This is a genomic window from Paenarthrobacter sp. NPDC091711, assembly GCF_044756605.1.
GTDB lineage: Bacteria > Actinomycetota > Actinomycetes > Actinomycetales > Micrococcaceae > Arthrobacter.
The window spans coordinates 99,350-123,553 of sequence record NZ_JBIVTF010000005.1; the positions used below are offsets into that span (position 1 = coordinate 99,350).

At 63.5% G+C, this 24,204-nt stretch carries 21 protein-coding genes; 9 read left to right on the forward strand and 12 right to left on the reverse strand.

What is annotated here, in order from left to right:
- Window positions 1–7: 7 nt before the first annotated feature.
- From ACIQH5_RS10200 to ACIQH5_RS10215, 4 genes are all read right to left on the reverse strand, one after another.
- On the reverse strand, window positions 8–1,060 hold the full coding sequence (locus tag ACIQH5_RS10200) for a LacI family DNA-binding transcriptional regulator (RefSeq protein WP_400402685.1): 1,053 nt from the start codon (window positions 1,058–1,060) through the stop codon (window positions 8–10).
- 58 nt (window positions 1,061–1,118) lie between these two features.
- Entirely contained in the window at window positions 1,119–2,777 is a 1,659-nt protein-coding gene (locus tag ACIQH5_RS10205) for a sugar ABC transporter substrate-binding protein (RefSeq protein WP_400402687.1), read from the reverse strand.
- Window positions 2,778–2,846: 69 nt separating this feature from the next.
- Window positions 2,847–3,770 carry a carbohydrate ABC transporter permease gene (locus ACIQH5_RS10210; protein ID WP_400402690.1) on the reverse strand — a complete coding sequence of 308 codons (924 nt, stop codon included), beginning with the start codon at window positions 3,768–3,770 and terminating at the stop codon, window positions 2,847–2,849.
- A 41-nt stretch (window positions 3,771–3,811) separates the two neighbouring features.
- A complete protein-coding gene (locus tag ACIQH5_RS10215; protein ID WP_400402693.1) occupies window positions 3,812–4,846 on the reverse strand; it encodes an ABC transporter permease in 1,035 nt (344 codons plus the stop codon).
- A 798-nt stretch (window positions 4,847–5,644) separates the two neighbouring features.
- On the opposite strand from ACIQH5_RS10215, the gene ACIQH5_RS10220 reads away from it, so the two are divergent.
- A complete protein-coding gene (locus tag ACIQH5_RS10220) occupies window positions 5,645–6,676 on the forward strand; it encodes a formylglycine-generating enzyme family protein (RefSeq protein ID WP_400402695.1) in 1,032 nt (343 codons plus the stop codon).
- Window positions 6,677–6,697: 21 nt separating this feature from the next.
- Here the strand turns inward: ACIQH5_RS10220 and ACIQH5_RS10225 are convergent, their stop codons facing one another.
- From ACIQH5_RS10225 to gatC, 4 genes are all read right to left on the reverse strand, one after another.
- Window positions 6,698–7,255 carry a hypothetical protein gene (locus tag ACIQH5_RS10225; RefSeq protein WP_400402697.1) on the reverse strand — a complete coding sequence of 186 codons (558 nt, stop codon included), beginning with the start codon at window positions 7,253–7,255 and terminating at the stop codon, window positions 6,698–6,700.
- A 76-nt stretch (window positions 7,256–7,331) separates the two neighbouring features.
- Window positions 7,332–8,840 (reverse strand): Asp-tRNA(Asn)/Glu-tRNA(Gln) amidotransferase subunit GatB, encoded by a 1,509-nt coding sequence (gatB, locus tag ACIQH5_RS10230; protein ID WP_062067306.1) that lies wholly within the window; start codon window positions 8,838–8,840, stop codon window positions 7,332–7,334.
- On the reverse strand, window positions 8,840–10,408 hold the full coding sequence (gene gatA / locus ACIQH5_RS10235) for an Asp-tRNA(Asn)/Glu-tRNA(Gln) amidotransferase subunit GatA (protein WP_400402700.1): 1,569 nt from the start codon (window positions 10,406–10,408) through the stop codon (window positions 8,840–8,842). Before gatA ends, gatB begins: the two co-directional genes overlap by 1 nt.
- A gap of 5 nt (window positions 10,409–10,413) precedes the next feature.
- Complete coding sequence (gatC, locus tag ACIQH5_RS10240; protein ID WP_062067300.1) at window positions 10,414–10,710, reverse strand: Asp-tRNA(Asn)/Glu-tRNA(Gln) amidotransferase subunit GatC; 297 nt, start codon at window positions 10,708–10,710, stop codon at window positions 10,414–10,416.
- Between the two features lie 303 nt (window positions 10,711–11,013).
- Here gatC and ACIQH5_RS10245 point away from each other — a divergent pair, with 303 nt between their 5' ends.
- A complete protein-coding gene (locus tag ACIQH5_RS10245) occupies window positions 11,014–11,550 on the forward strand; it encodes a hypothetical protein (RefSeq protein ID WP_400402703.1) in 537 nt (178 codons plus the stop codon).
- 136 nt (window positions 11,551–11,686) lie between these two features.
- Here ACIQH5_RS10245 and ACIQH5_RS10250 read toward each other — a convergent pair whose 3' ends face one another.
- On the reverse strand, window positions 11,687–13,201 hold the full coding sequence (locus ACIQH5_RS10250; RefSeq protein ID WP_400402705.1) for a CitMHS family transporter: 1,515 nt from the start codon (window positions 13,199–13,201) through the stop codon (window positions 11,687–11,689).
- Window positions 13,202–13,399: 198 nt separating this feature from the next.
- On the opposite strand from ACIQH5_RS10250, the gene ACIQH5_RS10255 reads away from it, so the two are divergent.
- Together ACIQH5_RS10255 and ACIQH5_RS10260 are read left to right on the forward strand one after the other, a co-directional pair.
- On the forward strand, window positions 13,400–15,100 hold the full coding sequence (locus tag ACIQH5_RS10255) for an ATP-binding protein (protein WP_400403083.1): 1,701 nt from the start codon (window positions 13,400–13,402) through the stop codon (window positions 15,098–15,100).
- Window positions 15,093–15,752: a response regulator gene (locus ACIQH5_RS10260; protein WP_105694288.1), complete on the forward strand. Its 660-nt coding sequence runs from the start codon at window positions 15,093–15,095 to the stop codon at window positions 15,750–15,752. The genes ACIQH5_RS10255 and ACIQH5_RS10260 overlap by 8 nt, the downstream gene beginning before the upstream one ends.
- A gap of 21 nt (window positions 15,753–15,773) precedes the next feature.
- Here ACIQH5_RS10260 and ACIQH5_RS10265 read toward each other — a convergent pair whose 3' ends face one another.
- The gene (locus ACIQH5_RS10265) at window positions 15,774–16,679 is read right to left on the reverse strand and encodes a LysR family transcriptional regulator (protein ID WP_400403085.1); all 906 of its coding nucleotides are present in this window, start codon (window positions 16,677–16,679) and stop codon (window positions 15,774–15,776) included.
- A gap of 74 nt (window positions 16,680–16,753) precedes the next feature.
- Between ACIQH5_RS10265 and ACIQH5_RS10270 the strand changes: the two genes are divergently transcribed.
- Together ACIQH5_RS10270 and ACIQH5_RS10275 are read left to right on the forward strand one after the other, a co-directional pair.
- A complete protein-coding gene (locus ACIQH5_RS10270; RefSeq protein WP_400402708.1) occupies window positions 16,754–18,286 on the forward strand; it encodes an aminotransferase class I/II-fold pyridoxal phosphate-dependent enzyme in 1,533 nt (510 codons plus the stop codon).
- A gap of 119 nt (window positions 18,287–18,405) precedes the next feature.
- Complete coding sequence (locus tag ACIQH5_RS10275) at window positions 18,406–19,854, forward strand: amino acid permease (protein ID WP_400402711.1); 1,449 nt, start codon at window positions 18,406–18,408, stop codon at window positions 19,852–19,854.
- 107 nt (window positions 19,855–19,961) lie between these two features.
- Here ACIQH5_RS10275 and ACIQH5_RS10280 read toward each other — a convergent pair whose 3' ends face one another.
- Together ACIQH5_RS10280 and ACIQH5_RS10285 are read right to left on the reverse strand one after the other, a co-directional pair.
- Complete coding sequence (locus tag ACIQH5_RS10280) at window positions 19,962–20,345, reverse strand: RidA family protein (RefSeq protein ID WP_400402714.1); 384 nt, start codon at window positions 20,343–20,345, stop codon at window positions 19,962–19,964.
- A 57-nt stretch (window positions 20,346–20,402) separates the two neighbouring features.
- Window positions 20,403–20,915: a GNAT family N-acetyltransferase gene (locus ACIQH5_RS10285; RefSeq protein WP_400402716.1), complete on the reverse strand. Its 513-nt coding sequence runs from the start codon at window positions 20,913–20,915 to the stop codon at window positions 20,403–20,405.
- Window positions 20,916–21,386: 471 nt separating this feature from the next.
- On the opposite strand from ACIQH5_RS10285, the gene ACIQH5_RS10290 reads away from it, so the two are divergent.
- Genes ACIQH5_RS10290 through ACIQH5_RS10300 form a run of 3 tightly spaced genes read left to right on the forward strand, consistent with a single transcriptional unit; the run spans window position 21,387 to window position 24,192 of the window.
- Window positions 21,387–22,535 carry an ABC transporter substrate-binding protein gene (locus ACIQH5_RS10290; RefSeq protein ID WP_400402719.1) on the forward strand — a complete coding sequence of 383 codons (1,149 nt, stop codon included), beginning with the start codon at window positions 21,387–21,389 and terminating at the stop codon, window positions 22,533–22,535.
- Between the two features lie 2 nt (window positions 22,536–22,537).
- Window positions 22,538–23,494 (forward strand): ABC transporter permease, encoded by a 957-nt coding sequence (locus tag ACIQH5_RS10295; RefSeq protein WP_400402722.1) that lies wholly within the window; start codon window positions 22,538–22,540, stop codon window positions 23,492–23,494.
- Window positions 23,470–24,192, forward strand: coding sequence for an ABC transporter ATP-binding protein (locus tag ACIQH5_RS10300; RefSeq protein WP_400402725.1), 723 nt, complete (start codon window positions 23,470–23,472; stop codon window positions 24,190–24,192). The genes ACIQH5_RS10295 and ACIQH5_RS10300 overlap by 25 nt, the downstream gene beginning before the upstream one ends.
- Window positions 24,193–24,204: the final 12 nt, after the last annotated feature.

Sequence of the window (24,204 nt, forward strand, 5' to 3'; positions counted from 1 at the left end):
GCTGTTCTTAATAAAGTCTGGTTGCGGCGCTGCGGTGCGGCGCCGATTCGCGCACGAACAAGTGCCAGGGGAAATCAAGGACGCCAGGGTCCTTTGGCGCGTCCGGGCTGGACTGTGCGGTTGCCCGCCGGAGGAGCAACCGCGCAAGTTTGTCGAAGAAGTCCACGGGACCAACAGTGCTGAGAGAGGGAGACATCCGCTCACCCTCCACCGTGTTGCCCACACCGATGATGTCCACATCCGTACCCACAGCCAGGCCCAGGCGCTGGGCGGCATTGATGGCGCTGACCGCTGCGTAATCCGTGGTGGCGTAGATGGCGGTGGGACGCTCCGGCATGCTGAGCAACCGGGTTGCCGCGGCGTACGCCCCCGCACTGGTGCCATCGAACAAGCCCACGTAGTCCTCACGTTCCGGGATGCCGGCGTCTGCGAGGGCATCGGAGTACGCCCTGTACCTGGTGCCGCCGGACGTTCCTGCCACCGTTGCCGGAGTCAAGCAAGCAATCCTGCGATGGCCGTGGAGCAGGTGCTCCACGGCCATCCGGCAGCCAGGTCCGGCAATGGAACGGATGACGTCGAAGCCTTCCGCTTCCAGCACCTCGTCAAAAACCACCAGGCTGGTTCCGTGCTCGGCAAGTTTCCGCAGCGCGTCCCGCTGCTCTTCACGGACGGCGTCAACAAACACAGCGTCCGCATTGTGTGTGCCAAGCACCTTCACCCAGTCGGCGTCGCCCAGGATCATCGGCGTGATCCCCCGCGGAACCGCCGCCTTCTGCACCGACTCGATGACGGACAGGGACCAGGGATCGGACAGCATGGTCAGCGAGAGGATCACCGTGTTGGTACGGCCCGTGCGGATGGCCCGGGCCGCCTGGTTGGGGCGGTAGCCGAGCCGCTCCGCAGCGGCCTTGACCTTTTCCGCCGTCGGATCCGATACCCCCGGACCGCCATCGCCGCGGCGGCCTGATAAAACGTAGGAAACCGTGGCCGTGGAGACGCCCGCCAGTTCGGCCACCATGCGAATGGTTGGTCTGACCCCGGTGCTGCTCGCTTTTGCCATGGTTCCCCCTGCTGGTGCTTGCTTTGTACGTTTGCGTTGCGTGGTTGTTGGTTTGAGGCTAGCTCCTGAATACCGGCACGTTGGGGTCCAACGCGGCCTGGTACTCATCGCGCATCTTGTCGCCGCCTTCGCTCTTCCAGCGTTTGACGGCGTCCTTGAGTTCGTCGATCTTGGCGCGCCCGGTAATGATGTCCACCACCTTGTCGCGAAGCTGCTTGGTGATCTTGGCGCCGACCTTGGCGTTGGTGTCCGAGTAGGAACCATTGGTGGGGTTGCGCCACGCAAACTCGAGCAGTTTTTCTTCCTGCTGGCTGACGTAGCGGGTGTCGTCGTCGAAACCTGGGTTGAAGATCACGTTCTCCGGGCTGGACATGATGTTCAAGGCTGAGACGAGGCCGGGAGCGTTGGTGGTTCCCGTGTCGGTGCGCGCCGGGTTGCCGGAGCCGTCAATGGTGTAGTCCTGGCCGAGTTCACCGAAGTTCTTCTGCATGTATTCCACGGTGCCGAACGGGGCTGACAGGTAGTTGATGAGCGCGAGCAGTTCGCGGATCTTGCCCTCTTCGGCCTTCTTGAACGGCGTGAAGCCCACGGTTCCGTAGCCCATGTCGTAGACGGGTTTCACCTTGCCGTCTGCGCTGAACGGAACGAGGATGTCGAACTGGATGTCCTTGTTGAGGCTGCGGTAACTCCGGATGTCATGGGGCCCGGAGACAACTTGAGCTGCCACACTGCCGTTGGCGACGCGCGAGCGGATGTCCGTGGCCTTGGAGTCCGGGTAGAAGACCCCGGCCGCGAACATCTTGGCGGTGAACTCCACGCCGGCCAGGTATTCATCGGTTTCGTAGAGGTGGGTGAGGGTGCGGTCCTTGTTGACGGCCCAGCTGTTAGGGGCGCCAAACCATTCCGTGACCATGTGGAGGGCGTTGATGTAGGCCGGTTCAAGCGCGTACTGCTGATCGCCGGGGCGGGTCAGCTCCTTGGCTTTGTCCAGGAATTCGTCAGCGCTGGATGCTTCGAAGCCTCCTACCTTGGCCCACATATCGTGGTTGCCAAGATATACCTGCCCGAACGGGGTACTCGGGATGGGGGCTCCCCAGATTTTGCCGTTGACGACGGCGGTCTTCCAGGAATCGGGCTTCAGTGCAGCCAGGTTGGGGTACTCAAGGACAGCGTCGCCGGAGAGGTACGGCGTCAGGTCCTGGAACTTGGCCTCAAGCATGGGGCCGACGTTGGGGATGCCCTGGTTCGGCGGAACCCACATCATGTCCGGAAGATCGTTGCTGGCAAGGACAGTGGCGAATTTGGCCGGGTAGCCGTCTCCGATGTCTTCTGCGATCTGCAGTTCCAGGTCGCCGCCGAGCTTGGCGTTGAGCCGCTGCCAGAAGGGGTTGTCCTTCAGGCCCGGACTCATGGTGTCGAAGGTTTCGGTCAGGCCGGTCACTTTGCCCTTGAGCGGCGGCGACTTCACGGACTGCACAGCGGTGGGCAGTTTGAAGTATCCGGCCTGGAGGCCCTTGGCGTTACCCGCGATGTCCGGGGTGACGCCGGTAAATTCCTTATACGTGGGCAGTTTGACCGAAGCGGAGGCAGCGGCGCCTCCGTTACTTGCGGCTCCGCCACCACCGCAGGCGGACAAGCCGGCGGCGGTCACGGCCAGGCCTGCGAGGCCAAGGAAACCGCGGCGGCTGAATCCAGCCTGTGAGGTAGTGCTCGTCATGGCATAACCCTTTCTGGTTACTTGCTTCATGGTGTGGTTTTTAGTGCTTGTCAGGTGCCGCGGGTGCGGTCAGCCCTTCACGGCGCCGGTGATGACGCCCTTGGCAAAGTGCTTTTGGAGGAACGGGTAGACCATCAGGATGGGGACCAGCGCTACAACCACCACTGCCATTTGGATGGACTGCGGCGGCGGTGTGGTGGTGATACCCAGCTGGTCCGCTGCCCCACTGCCCTGGACCACGAAGTTGCGGAGAAGCAACTGGATGGGCCACTTGCTGTGATCGTTGATGTAGAGCAGGGCGTTGAAGAACGAGTTCCAGAAACCCACGGCGTAGAAGAGCCCGACGACGGCGATCACGGCTTTGGACAACGGCATCACGATGCGCCACAGGATTTGCCAGTCGTTGGCGCCGTCGATTCTGGCACTTTCGATCAGTTCGCCCGGGATGTTCATGAAGAACGATCGCATCACCACAAAGTTGAAGGCTCCGAAGATCCCGGGAAGGATCAGCGACCACAGGGAGTCCAGCAGACCGAGTTGGCGGATCATGAGGAAGGACGGGATCAGGCCTGGTGCAAACAGGAGCGTGAACAGGACTGCGAGGATCACCGGCCGGCCAAACAGGACCGTGCGGCTGGTGGCGTAGGCCATGGTGATGGTCACGAACAACGCCAGGATGGTGCCCACTGCAGTGACCAGCATGCTGACCCCCAGCGACTGCAGGACCATGGGGCCCTTGAAGATGGTGGCGTAGGCCTCCAAGGTGGGTCGCTCCGGCCAGAGGACGAAGCCGCCGGCTTTCACCAGCTGTTCGGTGTCAGCGAGGGACGTCGATACCACCAGAAGGATGGGTGTGAGGATGGACAGGCTGAAAACGATCAGGACTACCGCTTTGACCGTTTGATACAGGGCGGAAGGCTTTTCCTTCCACACCGGGCGCTTGGGGTTGTAGCTAAGCTCCCGGGGTTTCTTGGTGAAAAGTGTTGTTGCCATGGGGTTCTCCTTGTGCGGCAGCGCGCGGGTCAGCGTGGCTTTCAGCGCACTTGTTTTGCGAAGATTCCGTCTTCGCCGAAGCGGTGGGCAAGTTTGTTGGCGCCGTAGATCAACAAGGCGCTGACCACGCCCTTGGCTAGGCCTGCTGCCGCGCCTGAGCTCCAGCCGCCTCCCACTACGCCGGTGTAGTAGGTGAAGGTGTCCAGGACTTCCGCAGCTCCGGCTCCAACGGCGTCGCGCTGCAGGATGAACTGCTCAAAGCCCACCGAGAGAATGTCGCCGATGCGCAGGATCAGGAGCAGGACGATCACGGGACGCAGCCCGGGGAGGGTGATGTGCCACATTCTGCGCCAGCGCCCGGCTCCATCGGCCGCGGCGGCTTCATAGAGCGAGGCATCGATGCTGGCGAGGGCCGCCAGGAAGATGATCATGGCCCAACCGGCGTCCTTCCAGATCATCTGGACCACCACCATGACCGGGAATGTTTCCGGGTTGGTCATGAAGGGAATGGGGTCCATCCCCAAGTCCCGGAGAAGGTTGTTGACGAATCCTGCGCCGCCCAGCATCTGCTGGAAGAAGGCGATCACCAAGACCCAGGACAGGAAGTGCGGCAGGTAGGCGATGCTCTGGAAGATCCGCCGGACGCGGGTGCTGACGAGTGAATCCACAATCAGGGCCAGCACCAGTGGCACCGGGAAGAGGAACACCAGCTGCCAGGCCGCCAGATAGAGCGTGTTCCAGAAAGCGTGAATGAAGTCCGGATTTCCGAACAAGTCCACAAAGTTCTGCCAACCAACCCACAGGCTGTCTCCGATGCCGAGGTAGGGCTGGTAGTCCTGGAACGCGATGACGTTGCCCAGGATGGGAATGTAGAAGAAGAGCAACAGGAAGGCCACACCGGGCAGCATCATGAGCAGCATCTGCTTGTCCCGTCGCAAACGGGATCGGAAACTCTGCTGCGGGACCTTGTTTCTCTTCCGCTTCTTCGGACCGGATCCGGAGGCGTTTCCACCTGGCGGTCCCGGGACTCGGCGAGCCTCGGGCAATGCCGGAGCCTGTTCCGTCGTCGAGTTCATACTGTCTCCTCAAGTGCGGAGCCTGAGCCATGATGTGATTCAGGCCACGCTCGTTAACCGTTTAACAAACCATAAGTGACAGGGATCTCTTTTTGCAAGATCATGATCGAAACTGATCAAAGAAATCACTTTTCATCACTATTAGGTGCGCTGGTCTCGGAACAGCCGAGGTCCGTTGGGTGCCTCCCTGCTTGCTGCCCGCACCCGCTCCCGCGCATCGCACCCGTTCCCGCCCACCGCCCCCGTAGCAGCGGGTGAGCAAGGTGTCGCGGGATTTACTGTGAGGCCGCCGCACCCGTTTCCGCGCATCGCACCCGTAGCAGCGGGTGCGCCCGGGGGCAAGAGGTGCGCCGCCGGGGTACGACTGGTGCGCACGGCGGGCAACGGGTGCGCACGGCGGAAAGAGGTGCGCCGCCGGGGTACGAATGGTGCGCACGGCGGAAACGGGTGCGCACGGTGTCGCGGGATTTACTGTTAGGCCCTCGCACCCGCTCCCGCCCACCGCCCCCGTAACAGCGGGTGCGCACGGCGGAAAGAGGTGCGCCGCCGGGGTACGAATGGTGCGCACGGCGGAAACGGGTGCGCACGGTGTCGAGGGAAGCACCGTGAGGCCCCCGCACCCGCTCCCGCCCACCGCCCCCGTAAGAACGGGTGCGCACGGCGGAAAGAGGTGCGCCGCCGGGGTGCGAGTGGTGCGCACGGCGGAACGAGGTGCGCCGGGCGAGTATGGGGGCGCCTTTGACGGGCAACCGTACGCCGATAAAGTACAAGCGGTTGGAACTTTGACAGAAGGTTGACATGGCAGATTGCTGTAGCCCGGGCGCCGATGCCAGGGCGCACGAGGAGCCGCGGCTGACGCTCCCCCTACGCGGGGTGGGCGGAAATCGTCAGGCGAGTACCGCCGTCGAACTTTCCGCGAGGGCCGAGTCTTCCGGGACGAAGCAGGAAGCAGGCATCGAACGCGGCGACGTCTTGATTCCCGCCGGAACCTTCTTCATGGGTGATCCCTTCGACGAGGGCTACGAGGGTGACGGCGAGTCACCAGTGCACGAGGTGCGGGTCAGCGGCTTCAGGATCAGTGCCACCACCGTGACGAATCAGCAGTTTGCGGAGTTCGTTGATGCCACCGGGCACCGGACCGAGTCGGAAATTTACGGAACATCAGCGGTGTTCCATCTGGCGGTCAAGGCGGAACAGAACCAGATCCTCAACCGGGTCAACAACGTCCCGTGGTGGCTAAACGTCCGTGGAGCGGATTGGGCGCACCCGGCCGGGGCCGTCTCCCACTGGACGGACATACCGGATCATCCGGTCACCCACGTGTCGTACAACGACGCTTTGGCATACTGCGCTTGGGCTGGCCGCCGTTTGCCCACGGAAGCCGAATGGGAATACGCCGCCCGCGGCGGGTTGTCCGGGCAGCGCTACCCCTGGGGCAACGACCTGCACAACGACCAGCCAGGCGCCGCCGCCCACAACTGCAACATTTGGCAAGGCGAATTCCCTTCCCGCAACACGGTGGACGACGGCTACCTCACCACAGCACCGGCCATGTCCTTTCGCCCCAACGGCTACGGGCTGTACCAAACCAGCGGGAACGTCTGGGAGTGGTGCAGCGACTGGTTCCTGCCCAAGTACTACAAGACATGCCTGACCCAAGGCACCGTGGAAGACCCACAAGGCCCCACCATCGGACGCGGGCGGGTCATGCGGGGCGGCTCATACCTTTGCCACGACTCCTACTGCAACCGATACCGGCTGGCAGCCCGCAGCTCCAACACGCCGGACTCAGCCAGCGGAAACCTGGGATTCAGGACAGTGGCCCTCTAGGTATTACTGAAGGCCGGCGTACTACTGAGGGCCGTGCCCGCGCTTATGCCCGTGGCCCTTGACACCGGCCGGCAGTTCCCCGGACACCACCTTCGTCGCCGTCACGGTGTCGCCGTTCTTGGTGCCACTGACCCGCACTGTGTCACCGGCCTTGAGATCAGCAGTTGTCGCTGACGGCAATGACGGCTTGCCTTTGCCGTTCCGGAGCTCCGACAGGTTGGCAGGGACTTTCGCGATGCTGGTCTCTGCATTGATCGCGTAGCGCTGGGTAAAGCCGTCTTCGCTCTTCACGGTCATCTCGGTTTCGCTAACGGACTCAAGAGTTCCAGTCTGAGTGAGAACAGTCCGGTAGCTTCCATCCTGCTGCTTCACAACATGCTCACCATGGATCGCCCGCCCACGGCCGTCGGCGGACTTTGCTTTGGCGGACGCAGACGGGCTGGGCGATGCGGAAGCGCTCGACGGCGAAGGGCTGGGTTGGGTGCCCGCCCATACAGCGGCGGCACCGCCACCGGTCAACGCGACGGCGATCGCAGCGGCCAGAAGGCCCTGACGAAGGCTTGGTTTGAGAGTGGCCATGCATCCATTGTGCGCCCAAAGCAAAGTAGGCCGCAGTAATAACTGCGACCTACTTTGAGGGGAAAGAAACTGGCGTTTAGCCCTGGACGCCGAGCTTCTCCAGAATCAGCTCGCGGACACGTCCTGCGTCTGCCTGGCCACGGGTGGCCTTCATGACGCCGCCAACAATCGCGCCAATGGCCTGAACCTTGCCGCCACGGATCTTCTCGGCGACATCCGGCTGTGCTGCCAGTGCGGCGTCGATGGCTTCGAGGAGCGGACCGTCGTCGGAAACAACCGCGAGGCCGCGCTTCTCAACGATTTCAGCCGGAGTACCTTCGCCGGCGAGCACGCCATCCAGGACCTGGGTTGCCATCTTGTTGTTGATCTTGCCGTCTTCAACCAGCTTGTTCAGCTCAACAATGACCTGCGGTGTGACGCCGAGTTCGGAAGGATCGACGTCGGCAACCTTGGCGCGGCCAACGATCTCACCCATCCACCACTTACGGGCAACATCTGCGGATGCACCAGCTGCGATGGTTTCCTCGATGGAGTCCATGACGCCAGCGTTGACCACATCGCGGAATTCCAGATCAGAGTATCCCCAAGCTTCCTTGAGGCGCTTGCGGCGCTCGGCCGGCGGCTCGGGAAGGGTGGCGCGGAGTTCCTCCACCCACTCACGGGAGGCGACCACCGGAACCAGGTCCGGCTCCGGGAAGTAGCGGTAATCGTCGGCGTCGGACTTGGGCCGGCCCGACGTCGTCGAACGGGTGTCCTCGTGCCAGTGGCGCGTCTCTTGGATGACCGGTTCACCCGAATCCAGGACGGCTGCGTGGCGCTGGATTTCGTAACGGACGGCGTGCTCTACTGCGCGCAGCGAGTTCACGTTCTTGGTCTCCGAACGGATCCCGAACCTTTCCCGGCCATGCGGGCGCAACGAAACGTTGGCGTCGCAACGGACGTTGCCACGCTCCATCTTGGCATCGGAAACGCCGAGGTTTTTCACGATCTCGCGGACCGCGGCAACGTAGGCCTTGGCCAGCTCGGGTGCACGGCTGCCGGCGCCCTCGATCGGCTTGGTAACGATCTCCACCAGCGGCACACCGGAACGGTTGTAGTCCACCAACGAGTAGTCGGCACCCTGGATGCGGCCCGCGGCGCCACCCATATGGGTCAGTTTGCCGGCGTCCTCTTCCATGTGGGCGCGTTCGATCTCCACGCGGAAGACCGTGCCGTCCTCAAGCTCGATGTCCAGGTAACCGTCATAGGCGATCGGCTCGTCGTACTGCGAGGTCTGGAAGTTCTTGGGGGTGTCCGGGTAGAAGTAGTTCTTCCGGGCGAAGCGGCAGGTCTCGGCAATCTTGCAGTTGAGGGCAAGGCCAATCTTGATGGAGGACTCCACCGCGGTCTTGTTTACTACAGGCAGGACGCCGGGCATGCCCAGGTCAACCTCGTTGACGTTGGTGTTCGGCTCGTCACCGAAGACGTTGGGAGCCGAGGAGAACATCTTGGTCTTGGTGTTGAGCTCCACGTGGACCTCGAACCCCAGGACGGGATCGTACTTCTCCATGGCCTCTTCGAAGCTCAGGGTTGCGTCGACGGACATTAGTTGGAACCTCCGGCGGTGTTGGATACTGCACCAAGGACAGCATTTTTCAGATCCGGCGCCTGCGCAAGCATCGGTCCGCCCCACTTCTCTTCAAGGATGGATTCGAGGACAGCGCCCACGCGGTACAGGCGGGCATCCTGGCGGGCCGGAGCCAGCAACTGGATGCCAACGGGCAAGCCGTCTTCGTCGGCCAGGCCACCCGGCAGGGACAGACCCGGGATGCCGGCAAGGTTTGCCGGGATGGTGGCGACGTCATTGAGGTACATGGCCAGTGGATCGTTGAGCTTCTCCCCCAGCTTGAACGCCGTGGTGGGCGCCGTCGGGGAGATCAGGACATCAGCCTTCGCGAATGCGGCGTCGAAGTCACGCTGGATCAGCGTACGGACCTTCTGCGCCGAGCCGTAGTAAGCGTCGTAGTAACCAGCGCTCAACGCGTACGTGCCAAGGATGATGCGGCGCTTCACCTCATCACCGAAGCCCGCGGCACGGGTAGCACCCATAACGCGCTCAATGGTCATGGGACCGTCCTTGGGCAGGACGCGCATGCCGAACCGGACGCCGTCGAACTTGGCCAGGTTGCTGGACACCTCGGACGGCATGATCAGGTAGTAAGCACCCAAGGCGTACTTCAGGTTGGGGCAGGACACCTCGACGATTTCAGCGCCGGCGTCCTTCAGCAGCTGAAGGGACTCATTGAAGCGGTTCTCGACGCCGGCCTGGTAGCCCTCGCCGTGAAGCTCCTTGATGATGCCGATCTTCATGCCCGCGACATTGCCCACGCGTGCGGCGGCAACAAGGTTGTTGAACGGATCCGTCAGCGACGTGGAGTCGAAGGGGTCGTGGCCGCCGATGACTTCCTGCAGCAACGCCGAGTCCAGCACCGTCCGGGACACCGGCCCAATCTGGTCCAGCGACGAAGCCATGGCAATGGCACCGTAACGGGAAACTGCGCCGTACGTCGGCTTCACACCAACGGTTCCGGTGACAGCACCCGGCTGCCTGATGGAACCACCGGTGTCCGTGCCCAGCGCCAGCGGCGCTTCGAAGGCGGCGACGGCGGCAGCGGAGCCACCGCCCGAACCGCCAGGAATACGGTCCAAGTCCCACGGGTTGCGGGTGGGACCGTATGCCGAGTGCTCCGTGGAGGAACCCATGGCGAACTCATCCAGGTTGGTCTTACCCAGGATGGGCATCTTGGCCGCGCGCAGCTTCTTCACCACGGTGGCGTCATAGGGGCTGTGCCAGCCCTCAAGGATCTTCGAACCAGCCGTCGTCGGCTGGCCGATAGTAACGATCAAGTCCTTCACGGCGATCGGCACACCAGCGAGGGCATGCAGCTCCTCAGCAGCGGAACCGCCGGCGGCACGGGCAGCATCAACCTCGGCCGCAACAGCCAAGGCTTCTTCGCTGTTGACGTGCAGGAAGGCATTAACCTGACCATCGACGTCGGCAATGCGGTCAAGGTGCGCCTGTGTCACCTCGACGGCGGTCACCTCGCGGGCAGCCAGCTTGGCAGCGAGATCAGCAGCGGAATGGCGGATGAGTTCGTTCTGCAGCTCAGTCATAGTAATTAGTCCTCATCCAAAATTGCCGGGACCTTGAAACGGTTCTCGAAAGCATCCGGAGCGCCGGACAGCGCCTGCTCAGCTGTGAACGTGTGGCCCACAACGTCCTCACGGAACACGTTGGTCAACGGAATCGGGTGCGACGTCGCCGGGACGTCCTCCCCCGCAGCTTCACTCACGCTCTTCACCGAATCCACGATGACAGCAAGCTCAACAGCCATCCTGTCCAGTTCTTCGGCACTCATTTCAATGTGAGCCAGACGCGCAAGATGCGCGACGTCGTCACGGTTGATCGCAGCCATGGATCTCCCCTGCAAAGTTCAAATGGTTTTCCGAACCAGTCTACTTGGGTTGGGTGTGCCGGTCAGACGACGGAGTGATGCCCCGATTTTTTGATTCTCCGTCACGTTTGCCCCCTCAGGTTCACTCCTTCACCGAGTCAGCGCGGAACATCGCCCTGACCTCCACCGGGTGCGGTGATCTGATCAAGGAACTGATCCCGCTCCGCGGCGAGGAGAGCCCGGATTCGGAGGCACGGACTTCCCCAAAGGGTCCTCGATCGAACGTGATCTCACCCCGGAAGAACTCCGAGAGGAACTGCGCAAATGACCAAAACAAAACCCAATCGCAAGGTGTGGTTGGTATCGATAATGCTGGGGTGCTTGGTGTTGCCAGGATGCGGCATGAACTCAGCGAATGATGGTCAGCACGGCGAGCCTGGACCCGGAGAGCGGAGCGCCGAGGCGGTGTTTACGGACTTTATGGATGCCATAGATGACACGGTGCAGCACTCAGGGGCAGATTGGCCCAACTGGGACCGTCAGGATACGGCAGGCTATTTCCCTCCCCCGTGCTCAGTTCGTGCCAGGGACGATGGGCGCGCCTATCAGACACAGATCGAGGGCGGCCCTGTTAGTGCCCCCCGGGCTGCCTTGGAACAAATGAAGGCCCATTTGGAGTCCAAGGGATACACCATTGGAAATATCTTCGACAACATGGGCGGAAACACCACAGGCATCCAGCTCAACGCCAGAAGCCCGAGAGGGCTTCTTGTGCAGTTCACACCATCCAAGGAGACAAGCTTCATCAAAGTGGTCGGCGAATGCACGTTGGATCCCACTGCCAAAAAGAGAACCACTTGAGTGGCTATCTCGCCCCGGTCCTGCGCACATGGTCGCATCGCTTAACGCCAAGTCGCGGGTCCGCTGCACAATACGCCGTTGCTGAACGGCGAATTGGTAGCGAACCCGCGAACTCGATACCCGAAGCTGCGGCGAGTTAGCCGATGCCGATGGCTCCGGTCAGGACACCTACAGCCAGCATGACAACCGAGATGACTGCCGTGCGCCAGAGGACCTTCTTGTGGTGATCGCCCAGATCGACCTTAGCGAGGGAGACCAGCAGGAGGATCGCCGGGACCAGGGGGCTCTGCAGGTGGAACGGCTGCCCGGTGATGGAGGCGCGGGCCATATCCACTGCATCCACGCCATAGTGCGCGGCCGTTTCGGAGAGAACCGGCAGGACCCCGAAGTAGAAGGCGTCGTTGCTCATGAAGAACGTCATGGGGATGCTGAGCAGGCCGGTGATGACCGCCATGAAGGGGCCCATTTCGGCGGGAATGATCTGGACGAGCCACTCGGACATTGCCTTGACCATGCCGGTGCCGTTGAGGACGCCGGTGAGGACTGCCGCGGCCATGACCATGCTGACCACGGCCACGATCGACGGTGCGTGGGCGATCAACTGGGCGCCTTGGTCCTTGACCTTAGGGAAGTTGACCAGCAGGGCGATTGCGGAGCCCACCATGAACACGAACGGCAGCGGAACGATGTTGGCCACGAGGACCACCATGACGGCCACGGTCAGGCCCAGGTTGAACCAGAACAGCTTGGGGCGCAGTGTGGTGCGGTTGGGATCCAGTGCTGTATCAGCCATGGCGGTGTCGTGATCGTCAACCAGCGTGGCCGGATCTTCAAGAACCGCGACGCCGGAACCTCCGCCGGCGCCCGGCTTGCCTGAAGTTGACGATGAGCCGTTGCGGCCAAAGTTGAAGCGGCCTGCGCCGAAGCCCGAGCCCGAGCCCGAGCCCGAACCGGCGGCGACGGAATCACCGCGGCCTGTGCCGCCGTCGAACGCGTCGGAAGGATCGGCGACGTCGCCCCAGATCTCGGGAGCGGTGGTGCGGAGGCGGTTGCGTTCCTGCAGGCCGAGGAGCCAGGCGAAGACCAGGACCACGATGAGGCCAACAATGAGTGAGGGGACCATGGGAACGAAGACGTCGTTGACGTCAAGGTGCAGCGCGGTGGCTGCGCGGGCTGTGGGGCCACCCCACGGCAGGATGTTCATGGTGCCGTTGGCGAGGCCGGCGACGCAGGTGAGGACCACGGGGCTCATCTTGAGCCGCAGGTACACCGGGAGCATGGCTGCAGTAGTGAGGATGAAGGTGGTGGAGCCGTCGCCGTCCAAGGAGACCGCAGCTGCCAGGATGGCAGTGCCGAGGACAACCTTGGCGGGGTCGTTACCCAGCTTGCGGAGGATGAACTTCACCAGGGGGTCGAAGAGTCCGACGTCGATCATCAGTCCGAAGTAGATGATGGCGAACATGAGGAGTGCGGCCGTGGACGTCATGGACTTCATCGAGTCCATGACCATGTCGCCGATGCCGAGGCCCGCCCCGGCGAAAAGGCCGAAGACGGTGGGGACGATGATCAGCGCCAGGACTGGCGTCAGTTTTTTGGTCATGATCAGGACCATGAATACCGCAATCATTGCGAATCCAAGCAAAACCAGCACGGCCGGCTCCTTACTACTGTGAATGGCGCCACGTCGGTGTGATGCGCACTACAGACGATATGGTGGCCCCCGTCACTGGCCGGGGTTTCCGGGAATTGTTGGGAATACTGCTCGTTGCGAACGTTTTGCGCATTGTGCTCAGTGATTCAATGGATCAGGAGGAAAGGAGCGAAGGTGCCGCGCAACAGTCGTGTCAGCATGCGTTTCTCCACCCAAACCCTCCTCCTCCAGTTGGGAGTGGTCCTGCTGGTTGTCCTGCTCAGCGGGACTGTCCACGCCTGGCTGGTGTACGAACGGATCGGCACCGAAGCCGAGAATCAGGCGCTTACCCTGGCCAGGACAGTCGCCGCGGATCCCGATATCAGGGCCGGCGTCCAAGCCATCAGTAAAGAAGAAGGTACGCCTCCCCCTGACGTGCTCGCCGTCGGCACCCTGCAAGCAGCGGCCGAAGCCGTACGGATCCGGACCGGAGCACTGTTCGTGGTCATCACTGATGAAACCGGATTGAGGCTGGCACATCCTGAAGTCGCCCGGCTGGGCGAACGCGTCAGCACCGACCCCTCGGTGGCCCTTGGCGGCGAAGAAATCACCACCCGCAACACAGGAACCTTGGGACCATCGGCCGGGGCCAAAGTGCCGGTGTATGCGCCCGGGAGCTCTGAGACCATTGTGGGCGAGGTCAGCGTGGGCTATTCAGTGGAATCCCTCAGTAACAGCCTGGCCCGCGACATCGTGCCGATTGCCCTCACTGCCGGTGGCGCCCTGCTTGCCGGCGTCCTTGCGTCCTTCCTGCTCCGGCGCAGGCTGCAGCGTCTCACGCTCGGCCTGGAACCCGAGGAAATCAGCACCCTGGTCCACGACCAGGTGGCGGTGCTCCAAGGTGTGGATGATGGCGTGATCGGCATCGCCGCGGACGGACGTATCTCGGTGTTCAACGCCGCCGCCGCACGACTATTGGACATGCCCGACGCGACTGGTCAGGACTGGGCTTCGGCGGCCGTTCCCCAACAGCTCAAGCAGCTCACCCAACCTGCAGCCCGTGACGCCGAGGCCGTGGAAATCGTGGCCGGCGGAAGCGTTGTAGTGGCCAGCGCGCGCAAAGCCTGGCACCGGCAAGAGGACCTCGGTTGGGTGGTCATGCTGCGGGACCGGACGGAATTGCAGCAACTCACCCGTCAACTCGACGCCGTGGGCACCATGTCCACGGCCCTCCGCGCCCAACGCCACGAATTCGCCAACCAACTCCACACCATTGCCGGGTTCATGAGCATCGGCCAGCACGACGCCGCCAAGGAGTACCTGGCCAGAATCTCAGCCACAGGGCCCCTGAAGTTTCCGGTTGAACAAGCCGAGCTGCTCCAGGACACGTACCTTCAGGCTTTCGTTGGCGCGAAGGGCGTGGAATCCTCGGAGCGCGGAGTGACCCTACGGATTGGCCCCGAAACCCTGGTCCGGGGCCACGTCGCCGATCCCCAGGACGTAACCACCGTGCTCGGCAATCTGATCGACAACGCGGTGAGCGCCGCCGTCGACGGCTCTTCAGTGGAACGTTGGGTGGAGGTTGAGCTGCTGGACGACGCCACCACAACCGGCGGGACCCTGCACATTGTGGTGGGCGATTCAGGCGATGGTTTGGGGAGCCTGGAACCGGAAGAGGTTTTCGCGGAAGGATTTACGACGTCGGAACAACCGGTACGCTCGGGGGCTGGACAAGGTTTGGGGTTGGCGCTGGTGCGGCAGCTTGCGCGGCGGCGTGGCGGAGACGTCCGCGTCCTGGAGCCCGGGACCAGGGGTGGTCCGGGCGCCGTGTTCATGGCCACTATCCCTGGCGTCATGGATTCCGTGGAACCCACCGGAGTAAAGACCGACTCAACGTTGAGGGAGGACAGCAATGGCTGAGGATTTGCGGGTGCTGATTGTGGACGACGACTTCCACGTGGCAAGACTCCACGCAGCTTATGTGGATTCCGTGGCCGGTTTCATGGCGTTGGCGCCGGCGGGCTCCGTTTCCCAAGCACTGCAGGCCATCCATAGCCTGCGACCCGATCTGGTGCTGCTGGATGTGTATCTGCCGGACGGCTCGGGCTTGGACCTGTTGGGTCAGCTGGATGTGGATGCGGTGATGCTGACGGCTGCCTCTGATGCCCAATCCATCAAAGTTGCCCTGCGGCGCGGTGCCCTGGGGTACATGTTGAAACCCTTCACCGCCGAGTCCTTGTCTCAACAGCTCAGATCCTACGCACGGTATCGCCGCATTCTCGGTCAGCAAACAGCGGTTGACCAGATCACCATTGAGCGCGCCAAACGGTCTCTGATTCCGGGCGATGTCACACCGTCAGCGAAGCCCCGTTCAGCTACGGAAGCCGCAGTGCTGGAATCCTTGCTTCCCGGCGAACAGTATTCAGCAGCCGAGGTGGCCGAAAGGGTTGGCGTCTCCCGGGCCACGGCGCAAAGGTACCTGTCCTCGCTCGCGGACGATGGCGCCGTCGACATTCAACTGCGCTACGGAAGCACAGGCCGCCCGGAACACCGTTACGGCATCCCCGCCTAACCCGGACACGGAGGGGGTGCCTTAGGCTGAGACAGTTCCGGATGTCCGTTCCCGGAGCAGCTGTTCAAGCAGGGTGACCGCCCGCGGCACCCCACGGTTCAGGGTAATGAACGAGACCCGTCGCTTTCCGAGGTCCTGAACGGTGGGGCGCAACGTCACATCGAAACGTGTGTCAACAGCGGTCTCGGTGCTCAGCGCGAGCCCCAGTCCCTGCGCCACGAGCCCGTGGATCATATTGAGATCGTCCGTGCGCATCAGCTCACGCGGCCGATGGCCCACCAGGCTGCATGCTCTTTTCAAGACCCGGTCCGAGGCCTCATTGTCGTTCCTGCTGTGAATCCAGGCTTCGCCGTCCAACTGCGCGAAGTCCAGCACCTCATGCGCAGCCAAGACGCTGTTCCGCGACAGCATCACCCTGTAGGGCTCCAGCAGCAGCGGCACCACTGCGAGATCCGCGGAGCCGAAGGCGGGATCGTCCGCTGCTTCGTAGATGAGCCCGGCATGGACATCCCCGGCAAGGAGCATCCTCACCACCTCCGTGGGCTCGGCCTCAATGACCTCAACGCGCACCCTCAGGCGTTCCTGCAGTTCCGCGATGGCCGAGGGCAGCAGCCTGGATCCAATGGAGGCGAAAGTTCCCACGCGAAGGGTGACCAGGCCGGCCTCCCGCTGTTCTGCGACGAGCCGCTCCGCTTGGCCCACCTTTTGCAGGATCTGCGCAGCCTCTTCCGCGAAGGCCGTCCCCAGCGGCGTCAGATTGGCGCCGCGCCGGTCGCGTTCCACAAGGCGCACATTGAGATGGCGCTCCAGGGTATTGAGGTGGTGGGTCACGGTGGGAACCCCGTAGCGCATGGCTTCGGCGGCCTTGGTGAGACTTCCATGCTCCTGGATGGCTAGCAGGACGCTGAGTTGCTGGAGATTGATCATCACATACTCACTATGTTAGGAGGTACTAAAACATGATATTCCCTAGATGATGTGAACTGACTAACGTTCAAGTCATGCTCTTGATTTCCCCTCCCAGCGCCCGCGACGCAGCCGGCGCATCCGAATCACTTTCCCCGCTGCAGTCCACCACCCCGTACGCCGACGCCCTGCGTTCCTTGGCCAGTCACGACTGGCAACGCCTGCATGTCCCCGCCCACCAAGGGCGGGACCACAACGCCCCGGGCGTCGCATCCTTGGTAGGTCCGGAGGCCCTGGCGCTGGACTTCCCGATGCTGTTCAGCGGCATCGATCAGCATGACTGGCGGCTCGTGTCCTCCGGGCGCGAGACTCCCCTTGTCCAGGCCCAAGCCCTCGCCGCCGAAACCTGGGGGGCATCCAGGACCTGGTTCCTCACCAACGGCGCTTCCGGCGGAAACCACATCGCCACAACCGTAGTCCGCGCCCTCGGCAGGGAGTTCGTGGTGCAGCGCAGTGTCCACTCCAGCGTGATCGACGGCATCACCCATGTGGACCTGGAGCCGCATTTCGTACAGGGAGCTGTCGACGCCGGGCTCGGCTCCGCGCACGGAGTCACCGCTGAACAGGTCGAGGAAGCCCTGGCAGCCCATCCGGACAGCGCTGCCGTGTACGTGGTCAGTCCCAGCTATTTCGGTGCGGTGGCAGACATCACCGGGATCAGCGCTGTGGCGCACCGGTATGAGGTTCCGTTGATCGTCGATGAGGCCTGGGGGTCGCACTTCGGCTTGCACCCTGCCCTGCCCGTCAATGCCGTCCGTGCCGGCGCAGACCTTGTCATTTCCAGTACCCACAAAGGCGCAGGCTCCCTCACCCAGTCCGCAATGCTGCACTTGGGCCACGGACCGTATGCCCGGAAACTGGAATCCCTGGTGGACCGCGTGGTGCGGTCCTTTCAATCCACCAGCTGCAGCGCGCTGCTGCTGGCGTCGTTGGACGAGGCCCGTCGCCACTTGGTCATGGATGGCCCGGAGATGATCGGCAAAGCTCTGGAATCCGCCGAAGCCATCCGCGCCGCAGTGCGCGCCAGCCCCCGTTTCCGGGACGCCACCCCGGACATCCTGGCCAGCCGCGACGCCGTAGCCAACGACCCCTTCAAGATCGTGATCGACACCCGCGGCGCCGGGATCACCGGCACCGATGCGCAGTACCGGCTGATCCGGGACCACCGTATTTACTGCGAGCTTGCCACGCCCGCCGCGCTCCTGCTGTTGGTGGGCGCCACGGCGCCGGCCGACGTTGAACGCGTCCTGACGGCGCTGCACTCACTTCCCCAGGCGGAGAGCGAGCCGGAGCGGATGCGTGCGCTTCCTCCCGCCGGCGAACGCCGCATGGGCCTTCAGGCGGCTTTCTTCAGCACAGTGGAGACCGTCCCGTGGCAGGAGGCGGAAGGCCGCATCTCCGTGGATTCACTAGCCGCCTACCCGCCTGGCATCCCCAACGTGCTACCCGGTGAAGTGCTGGGTTCGGGGTCGATCACGTTCCTGCGCGGCACCGCAGCAGCCCCGTCCGGCTACGTCCGCGGAGCGCACGATCCCGCGCTGGACTACTTCCGGGTCGTCGCCCGCTAAGCGCGCCCGGCGCTCCTTCGAAGCACACCACAGCTGAATCCCGATCGTCACGGCGCGCACCTGCGTGCCGCGATCCGGCCTGCCCGGAAACAAGGAAATCCCCACCACAGGAGGACACTATGTCCGCATCAACCATCGCCCATGCCCCCCGCGACGAACTCGAACGGGGTTTGAAGAACCGGCACCTCCAGCTCATGGCCATCGGCGGCGCCATCGGCACCGGCCTATTCATGGGCTCAGGGAAGATGATCAGTGTCACCGGACCGGCGGTAATCTTCGTCTACCTGGTCATTGGCTTCATGATCTTCTTCGTCATGCGCGCCCTTGGCGAGCTGCTCCTTTCCAACCTGCATTACAAGACCTTCGGAGATATCGCCAAGGACCTGATCGGGCCGTGGGCTGGGTTCTTTGTCTCCTGGACGTACTGGTTCTCCTGGGTTGTGGCGTGCGTGGCCGACATTGTGGCCATCACCGGATACGTGGCCTACCTGGACCCCGGCATCCCCACGTGGGTTCCTGCGCTCATCGCCGCCCTGGTGCTGATCGTGCTTAATTTCCAGCCCGTGAAGTTCTTCGGCGAAACTGAATTCTGGTTCGCCGTGGTGAAGATTGTGGCCATTGTGGGGCTGATCGCCACCGGGGTGGTGCTGCTTTTCACCGGTTTCCAGAACCCTGATACCGGCACCCACGCGTCCCTCTCCCACCTTTGGGAGCACGGCGGCATGTTTCCCTTCGGCCTCAGCGGTTTCATCCTGGGCTTCCAGATGGGAATCTTCTCCTTCATCGGCGTCGAGCTGGTGGGCACGGCCGCGGCAGAGACGGAGTCGCCCAGGAAGAACCTGCCGCGGGCGATCAATTCCATCGTGGCACGGATCTTGGTCTTCTATGTCGGTGCACTGACCATCATCATGACCATCACCCCGTGGGACCAGATTGAACCGGGCAAGAGCCCCTTCGTGACTACTCTCGCCTACGCGGGCTTAGGGATCGCCGCCCTCGCCATCAATCTTGTGGTGCTCACATCCGCCGCCTCCAGCGCCAATTCCGGGCTCTACTCCGGCACGCGCATGCTCTACGGGCTGGCCAAGGATGGCCACGCCCCAAGGGGATTCGCATGGACCAACAGCCGGGGCGTGCCCGCCAAGGCGGTCTTCTTCACCAGCGTTTTCCTGTTCGCAGCCATCCCCCTGCTGTTCGCCGGGGACAACGTGGTGGCGGCTTTCACCTTCGTCTCCTCCGTCTGCGCAACATTGGTTCTGTTTACCTGGGGCTCGATCGTTGTGAGCTTCATCCTCTACCGCCGACGGTTCCCGGAACGCCATGCGGCCTCCGGGTTCCGGATGCCCCTGGCACGCGTGGCACCGTGGACGGTTCTGCTCTTTTTCGCCTTCATCGCAGCAACGCTTTTCGTCGGGGAGGACACCCGACTGCCGTTCTTGGCCACGCCGCTTTGGTTCGTGCTGCTGGCCGTATTGTGGCAGGTGAAAAAGCGCCGCCTCCAGCGCGCCGGGCTGCCCCTGACGTCACCGGTGCCCGTGGTACCCCACCCGCTCGATGACGAGCGATGAGCCGTTCCATTCCTCAAGCCCGGACATAGAGCTGAGGCCCTGGAATCGCCACGCTATTCCAGGGCCTCAGCTGTACATACGCAGTCCGATGCGGGCGTCGACGGAAGTTAGTCGGCGCTCTTCTGCGCCACGAGCTCGATCTCCACGAGCATTTCGGGGTCGAGGAACGGCAGCACGTGCACCAGGGCCAGCGTGGGGCGAATCTCGCCGAACACCTCGCCGTGTGCGCGGCCGGCGTCTTCCCACTTGCTGATGTCCGTCAGGTACAGCTTGGACTGGACCACGTCCTGGTAGGAGAATCCGGCCTCTTCCAAGACAGCGCCGAGCTTCTCGAGGATGTACTTGGTCTGGGAGTAGAAGTCGTCGCCAACGATGCCCTCCGGTCCTGATGCGGCCGTTGCGGAAATAAAGAGCGTGTTGTCCACCTGGACCGCGCGGGAGTAGCCAAGCGTCTGTTCCCAGACCGAACCCGTGCCGAATGTCCTGCGCATGCCGCGCCTTTCCTGTCGTTTCGTCCGGCCCGGTGACCGGCGTTTACGAAGGAAACTTTATGACTGCCCGAGCTCGAGCCTGTAAACGAACAGTTTTATGTCGGTGCCGGGAACGAACCAGTCCCGGTGCGGGGCACGGTCGAAGCCGGTCCGCGAGTAGAGGGCGTTGGCACTTTCCCAGGTTGCACCGGTGGTCAGGGACACAGCGTTGATCCCTTCCATGGCCTTGGCTTGGTCGACGACGGCCTGCACCAAAGCACGGCCCGCGCCGGAGCGCTGCACGGACGGGTCCACCACCAGGGTGCGCAGTTCCAGTTCGTCATCCAAGCCGATGTCAGAGAAGCCGCCGCCTGCCGGAGCGGCCGTCACGGAGCCGATGACTTCACCGTTGCGCTCTGCCACCAGGATCTCGGCGTGCTCCGCGCGGCCGGCCACGTCCTGGAGCTTCTGCAGGTACGGGTGATCGGCGTCGCCGTAGTACCCCGCGGTGACGTACGACTCCTGCGTAATGCGGGCAACGGCGTCGTAGTCTTCGGGCAGGGCGGGACGGACGGTAATCGGCGAAAGCACCTACCAATGGTAGTCGGGTTGCACATGCGCACCCTGCCAAACGGCCCTTTCCGTGATGGAACTATCAGTCACGTTGGAAACGCACGACGCCGCGTGGCCGGGTTGCGATGCTCCAGTAACTGGCCGCCGGGCTGCTTTTGTATTGCCTCCTGTGGCGTCCAATTGAGCCGCGTTGCGTGCCGTGAACCCCGGTTTCGCGCTGTTGCGGGCACATGTCGAAACGCTGGCGCGGGGCCTTGCGGGCGTGCTTGAGTTGCCACACGGCGAATGACTGATGCCATCACGCCATGGACAACCTCGTTGATAAGAACAGGAGGAACGATGCCCACGTCCGGTCTCTCTGCACACGCTACGCAGGCTCACCCCTGCTGTCCGTCCTGCCTTCAGTACTAAGCGATCTGCTCCGCTGTCACCCGTCTGATGCCCTCGGCTCCGGGTCTGCAGCGACCCCCGCACCCTGAAAGGCTTTTCATGTTTCCCGCGTTCCTTCGCGCCCAAAAACTCCCCACAACCCCTAACCGCCGCCGGGTCCTTGGCACCCTCCTGGCAGTTCCTGCCCTCGGCCTGTTGACAGCTTGCGGCGGACCAGCAGCCGCCGGCGGAGTAGCCACACAGGCCGCACAGGTCACCACACCTCTGGCCACCACCGTCCCGGAAGGCACCACGCTGGTAGTGGGCGACCCCACGGTCCAGGCCGCCCTGGAACTTTCCGGCCTGGACAAAGAGCTCAGCTTCCCCGTGAAGTTCGCCAACATCTCCGGCGGTCCCGCCACCACTGAAGCGTTCCGGGCCAACGCCCTGGACGTCGGCTCAGTGGCGGACATTCCGCCCATCCATGCAACATGGACCGGGTTGGAAGTCCGCATCATCGCCAGCACCTACCGCCAAGACGCGGTGAACCACCCGTTGTACGAACTGGGTGTGGCGCCCGGCGCGGGGATCACGGATCTCCAAGGCCTCCGCGGCAAGAAGATTGCCTACAGTCCGGGCCAGGCACAGGGTGCACTGGTGTTGCGGATCCTGGAAAAGGCCGGCCTCCAGCAGAGCGATGTTCAGCTCGTGGAACTGCCCAGCACCGGTGACACCTACTCCACAGCCCTGTCCAGCAAACAGGTTGATGCGGCACCGCTGGGCGGCGTCCAGATCAAGCGCTACCTGGCCAAGTACGGCGCCGACGGCGGAACAACGCTGCGACACGGTCTCCGGGACGATCCCGGCCACCTCTACTCCCCCGCCAAAGTGTTGGATGACCCGGCCAAGGCCGCGGCCCTTGCCGAATATGTGGAGCGGTGGGGACAGGCCCAACGCTGGATCCAGGACCACCCCAAGGAGTGGCTTGAGGGCTACTACGTCAAAAACCAAGGGCTTTCCGCCGAGGACGGACAGTACTTGATCGACGCCGCCGGCGAGCGCGACCTCCCTACCTCGTGGACCGAAGCCATTGCCCGGCACCAGGAGACCATCAACCTGTTGGCCCGCGAACAAAAGAAGCCGGAGCTGGACGCTGCCAAGCTGTACGACCTCCGTTTTGAGGCCATCGGCGGCACGGCGTACGCAGCCGCTGCCTCAGGCTCAGGCTCAGGCTCAGGCTCAGGCTCAGGCTCAGGGAAGGGAGCGTAACCATGACCACCACTGCTTCCCGGCGCGCGACGGCCGTCAACGCTCCCCCTTTTAGGGGCGCCACCAAGGGTGACGCCCTGAAGGAAGACACCATGAGGGGCGACGCCGGCACTCACCCGGGTGCCGGCGTCGAACCTCACCTTGACCCGGCCCTCACGGGAAGGCCGGATGTCCGCCCCACCAGCCGCCGCCTGGGCCCGGGCCAACGCCGGCGCTTTGCCGGGCTGGTGGGACCGGCCGCGCTGATCCTGTTGTGGGTTGTTGCCTCGGCCACTGGCCTGTTGGACCCGCGGATCCTGTCCGAGCCGTGGACCGTGGTGTCCACCGCGGGTGAATTGATCGCCGACGGCCGGCTTCAGGAGAACCTGGCCATCTCGGCCCAACGAGCGGGACTTGGCTTGTTCTTCGGGATTGTGGTGGGCGCCGTCCTGGCTGTCCTGTCCGGGCTGAGCAGGGTGGGTGAATCGCTGATCGACGGTCCTGTGCAGATCAAGCGCGCCATCCCGGGCCTGGCCCTGATCCCGTTGCTGATCCTGTGGTTCGGCATCGACGAGACCATGAAAGTCCTCACCATCACGCTGGGCGTCTTCGTCCCGATCTACCTCCAAACACATGCCGGGCTGCGGGGAATCGACCTTCGCTACGTGGAGTTGGCGCAAACCGTGGGCTTGAGCCGGGCCGGGTTCATCCGCCGGGTAGTGCTGCCAGGGGCGCTGCCAGGGTTCTTCCTGGGACTCCGCTTCGCCGTCACCGGCGCCTGGGTCTCCTTGGTGGTGGTGGAGCAGATCAACTCCACCAGCGGCATCGGCTACATGATGGAGCTCGCCCGCACCTACGGCCAAACCAACATCATCGTCCTGGGCCTGGCCGTCTATGGCGTCCTTGGCCTGCTCTCCGATGCGGCCGTCCGGCTCTTGGAACGAAAGGCATTGTCATGGCAACGCACACTAGCGGGCTGAAGGCGGCGGGCCCCTCAAACGAGGTCTCCGTCCGCAACCTCATCCGCAGCTTTGGCCCCAAAGGCGTCCTCAACGGCGTGGATCTCGATATCGCGCCGGGTGAGTTCGTGGCCCTCCTCGGCCCGAGCGGCTGTGGCAAGAGCACGCTGCTCCGCGCCCTCGCCGGCCTCGACCGTGACGTCCGGGGAAGCGGCGTGGTGAAGGTACCGGAGCAGGTCTCGGTGGTGTTCCAGGACTCCCGGCTCCTGCCCTGGGACACCGTGCTGGGCAACGTCACCCTGGGCCTCCGGGAGCACGACGCCGACGCCCGCGGCCGACGCGCACTGGCCGAGGTGGGGCTCGCCGGCCGCGAAAAGGCGTGGCCCCACGAGCTGTCCGGCGGCGAACAACAGCGCGTGGCACTGGCGAGGTCGCTGGTCCGTGAGCCGCGGCTGCTCCTTGCCGACGAACCCTTCGGCGCCTTGGACGCTCTGACCCGCCTGAAAATGCATGTCCTGTTGAAGGACCTCGTGGCCGCGCATCGTCCGGCAGTCCTGCTGGTGACCCACGACGTCGACGAAGCCATCACCCTGGCTGACCGCGTCATAGTCCTCCAGGACGGTCGGGTCGCTGTGGAGCGCGAGGCCGGAACCGCCGTCGACCTTTCATCGCTAAGGGGTGAGCTCCTCGCCGCCCTCGGCGTCCACGCTGCTGCCTGAACCCAACCTCGT

Excerpts from the sequence above, each read along its gene's own strand:
- ACIQH5_RS10200 (WP_400402685.1), bottom strand. The coding sequence starts at position 1,060 with ATGGCAAAAGCGAGCAGCACCGGGGTCAGACCAACCATTCGCATGGTG.
- ACIQH5_RS10205 (WP_400402687.1), bottom strand. The coding sequence starts at position 2,777 with ATGACGAGCACTACCTCACAGGCTGGATTCAGCCGCCGCGGTTTCCTT.
- ACIQH5_RS10210 (WP_400402690.1), bottom strand. The coding sequence starts at position 3,770 with ATGGCAACAACACTTTTCACCAAGAAACCCCGGGAGCTTAGCTACAAC.
- ACIQH5_RS10215 (WP_400402693.1), bottom strand. The coding sequence starts at position 4,846 with ATGAACTCGACGACGGAACAGGCTCCGGCATTGCCCGAGGCTCGCCGA.
- ACIQH5_RS10220 (WP_400402695.1), top strand. The coding sequence starts at position 5,645 with ATGGCAGATTGCTGTAGCCCGGGCGCCGATGCCAGGGCGCACGAGGAG.
- ACIQH5_RS10225 (WP_400402697.1), bottom strand. The coding sequence starts at position 7,255 with ATGGCCACTCTCAAACCAAGCCTTCGTCAGGGCCTTCTGGCCGCTGCG.
- gatB (WP_062067306.1), bottom strand. The coding sequence starts at position 8,840 with ATGTCCGTCGACGCAACCCTGAGCTTCGAAGAGGCCATGGAGAAGTAC.
- gatA (WP_400402700.1), bottom strand. The coding sequence starts at position 10,408 with ATGACTGAGCTGCAGAACGAACTCATCCGCCATTCCGCTGCTGATCTC.
- gatC (WP_062067300.1), bottom strand. The coding sequence starts at position 10,710 with ATGGCTGCGATCAACCGTGACGACGTCGCGCATCTTGCGCGTCTGGCT.
- ACIQH5_RS10245 (WP_400402703.1), top strand. The coding sequence starts at position 11,014 with ATGACCAAAACAAAACCCAATCGCAAGGTGTGGTTGGTATCGATAATG.
- ACIQH5_RS10255 (WP_400403083.1), top strand. The coding sequence starts at position 13,400 with ATGCGTTTCTCCACCCAAACCCTCCTCCTCCAGTTGGGAGTGGTCCTG.
- ACIQH5_RS10260 (WP_105694288.1), top strand. The coding sequence starts at position 15,093 with ATGGCTGAGGATTTGCGGGTGCTGATTGTGGACGACGACTTCCACGTG.
- ACIQH5_RS10265 (WP_400403085.1), bottom strand. The coding sequence starts at position 16,679 with ATGATCAATCTCCAGCAACTCAGCGTCCTGCTAGCCATCCAGGAGCAT.
- ACIQH5_RS10270 (WP_400402708.1), top strand. The coding sequence starts at position 16,754 with ATGCTCTTGATTTCCCCTCCCAGCGCCCGCGACGCAGCCGGCGCATCC.
- ACIQH5_RS10275 (WP_400402711.1), top strand. The coding sequence starts at position 18,406 with ATGTCCGCATCAACCATCGCCCATGCCCCCCGCGACGAACTCGAACGG.
- ACIQH5_RS10280 (WP_400402714.1), bottom strand. The coding sequence starts at position 20,345 with ATGCGCAGGACATTCGGCACGGGTTCGGTCTGGGAACAGACGCTTGGC.
- ACIQH5_RS10290 (WP_400402719.1), top strand. The coding sequence starts at position 21,387 with ATGTTTCCCGCGTTCCTTCGCGCCCAAAAACTCCCCACAACCCCTAAC.
- ACIQH5_RS10295 (WP_400402722.1), top strand. The coding sequence starts at position 22,538 with ATGACCACCACTGCTTCCCGGCGCGCGACGGCCGTCAACGCTCCCCCT.
- ACIQH5_RS10300 (WP_400402725.1), top strand. The coding sequence starts at position 23,470 with ATGGCAACGCACACTAGCGGGCTGAAGGCGGCGGGCCCCTCAAACGAG.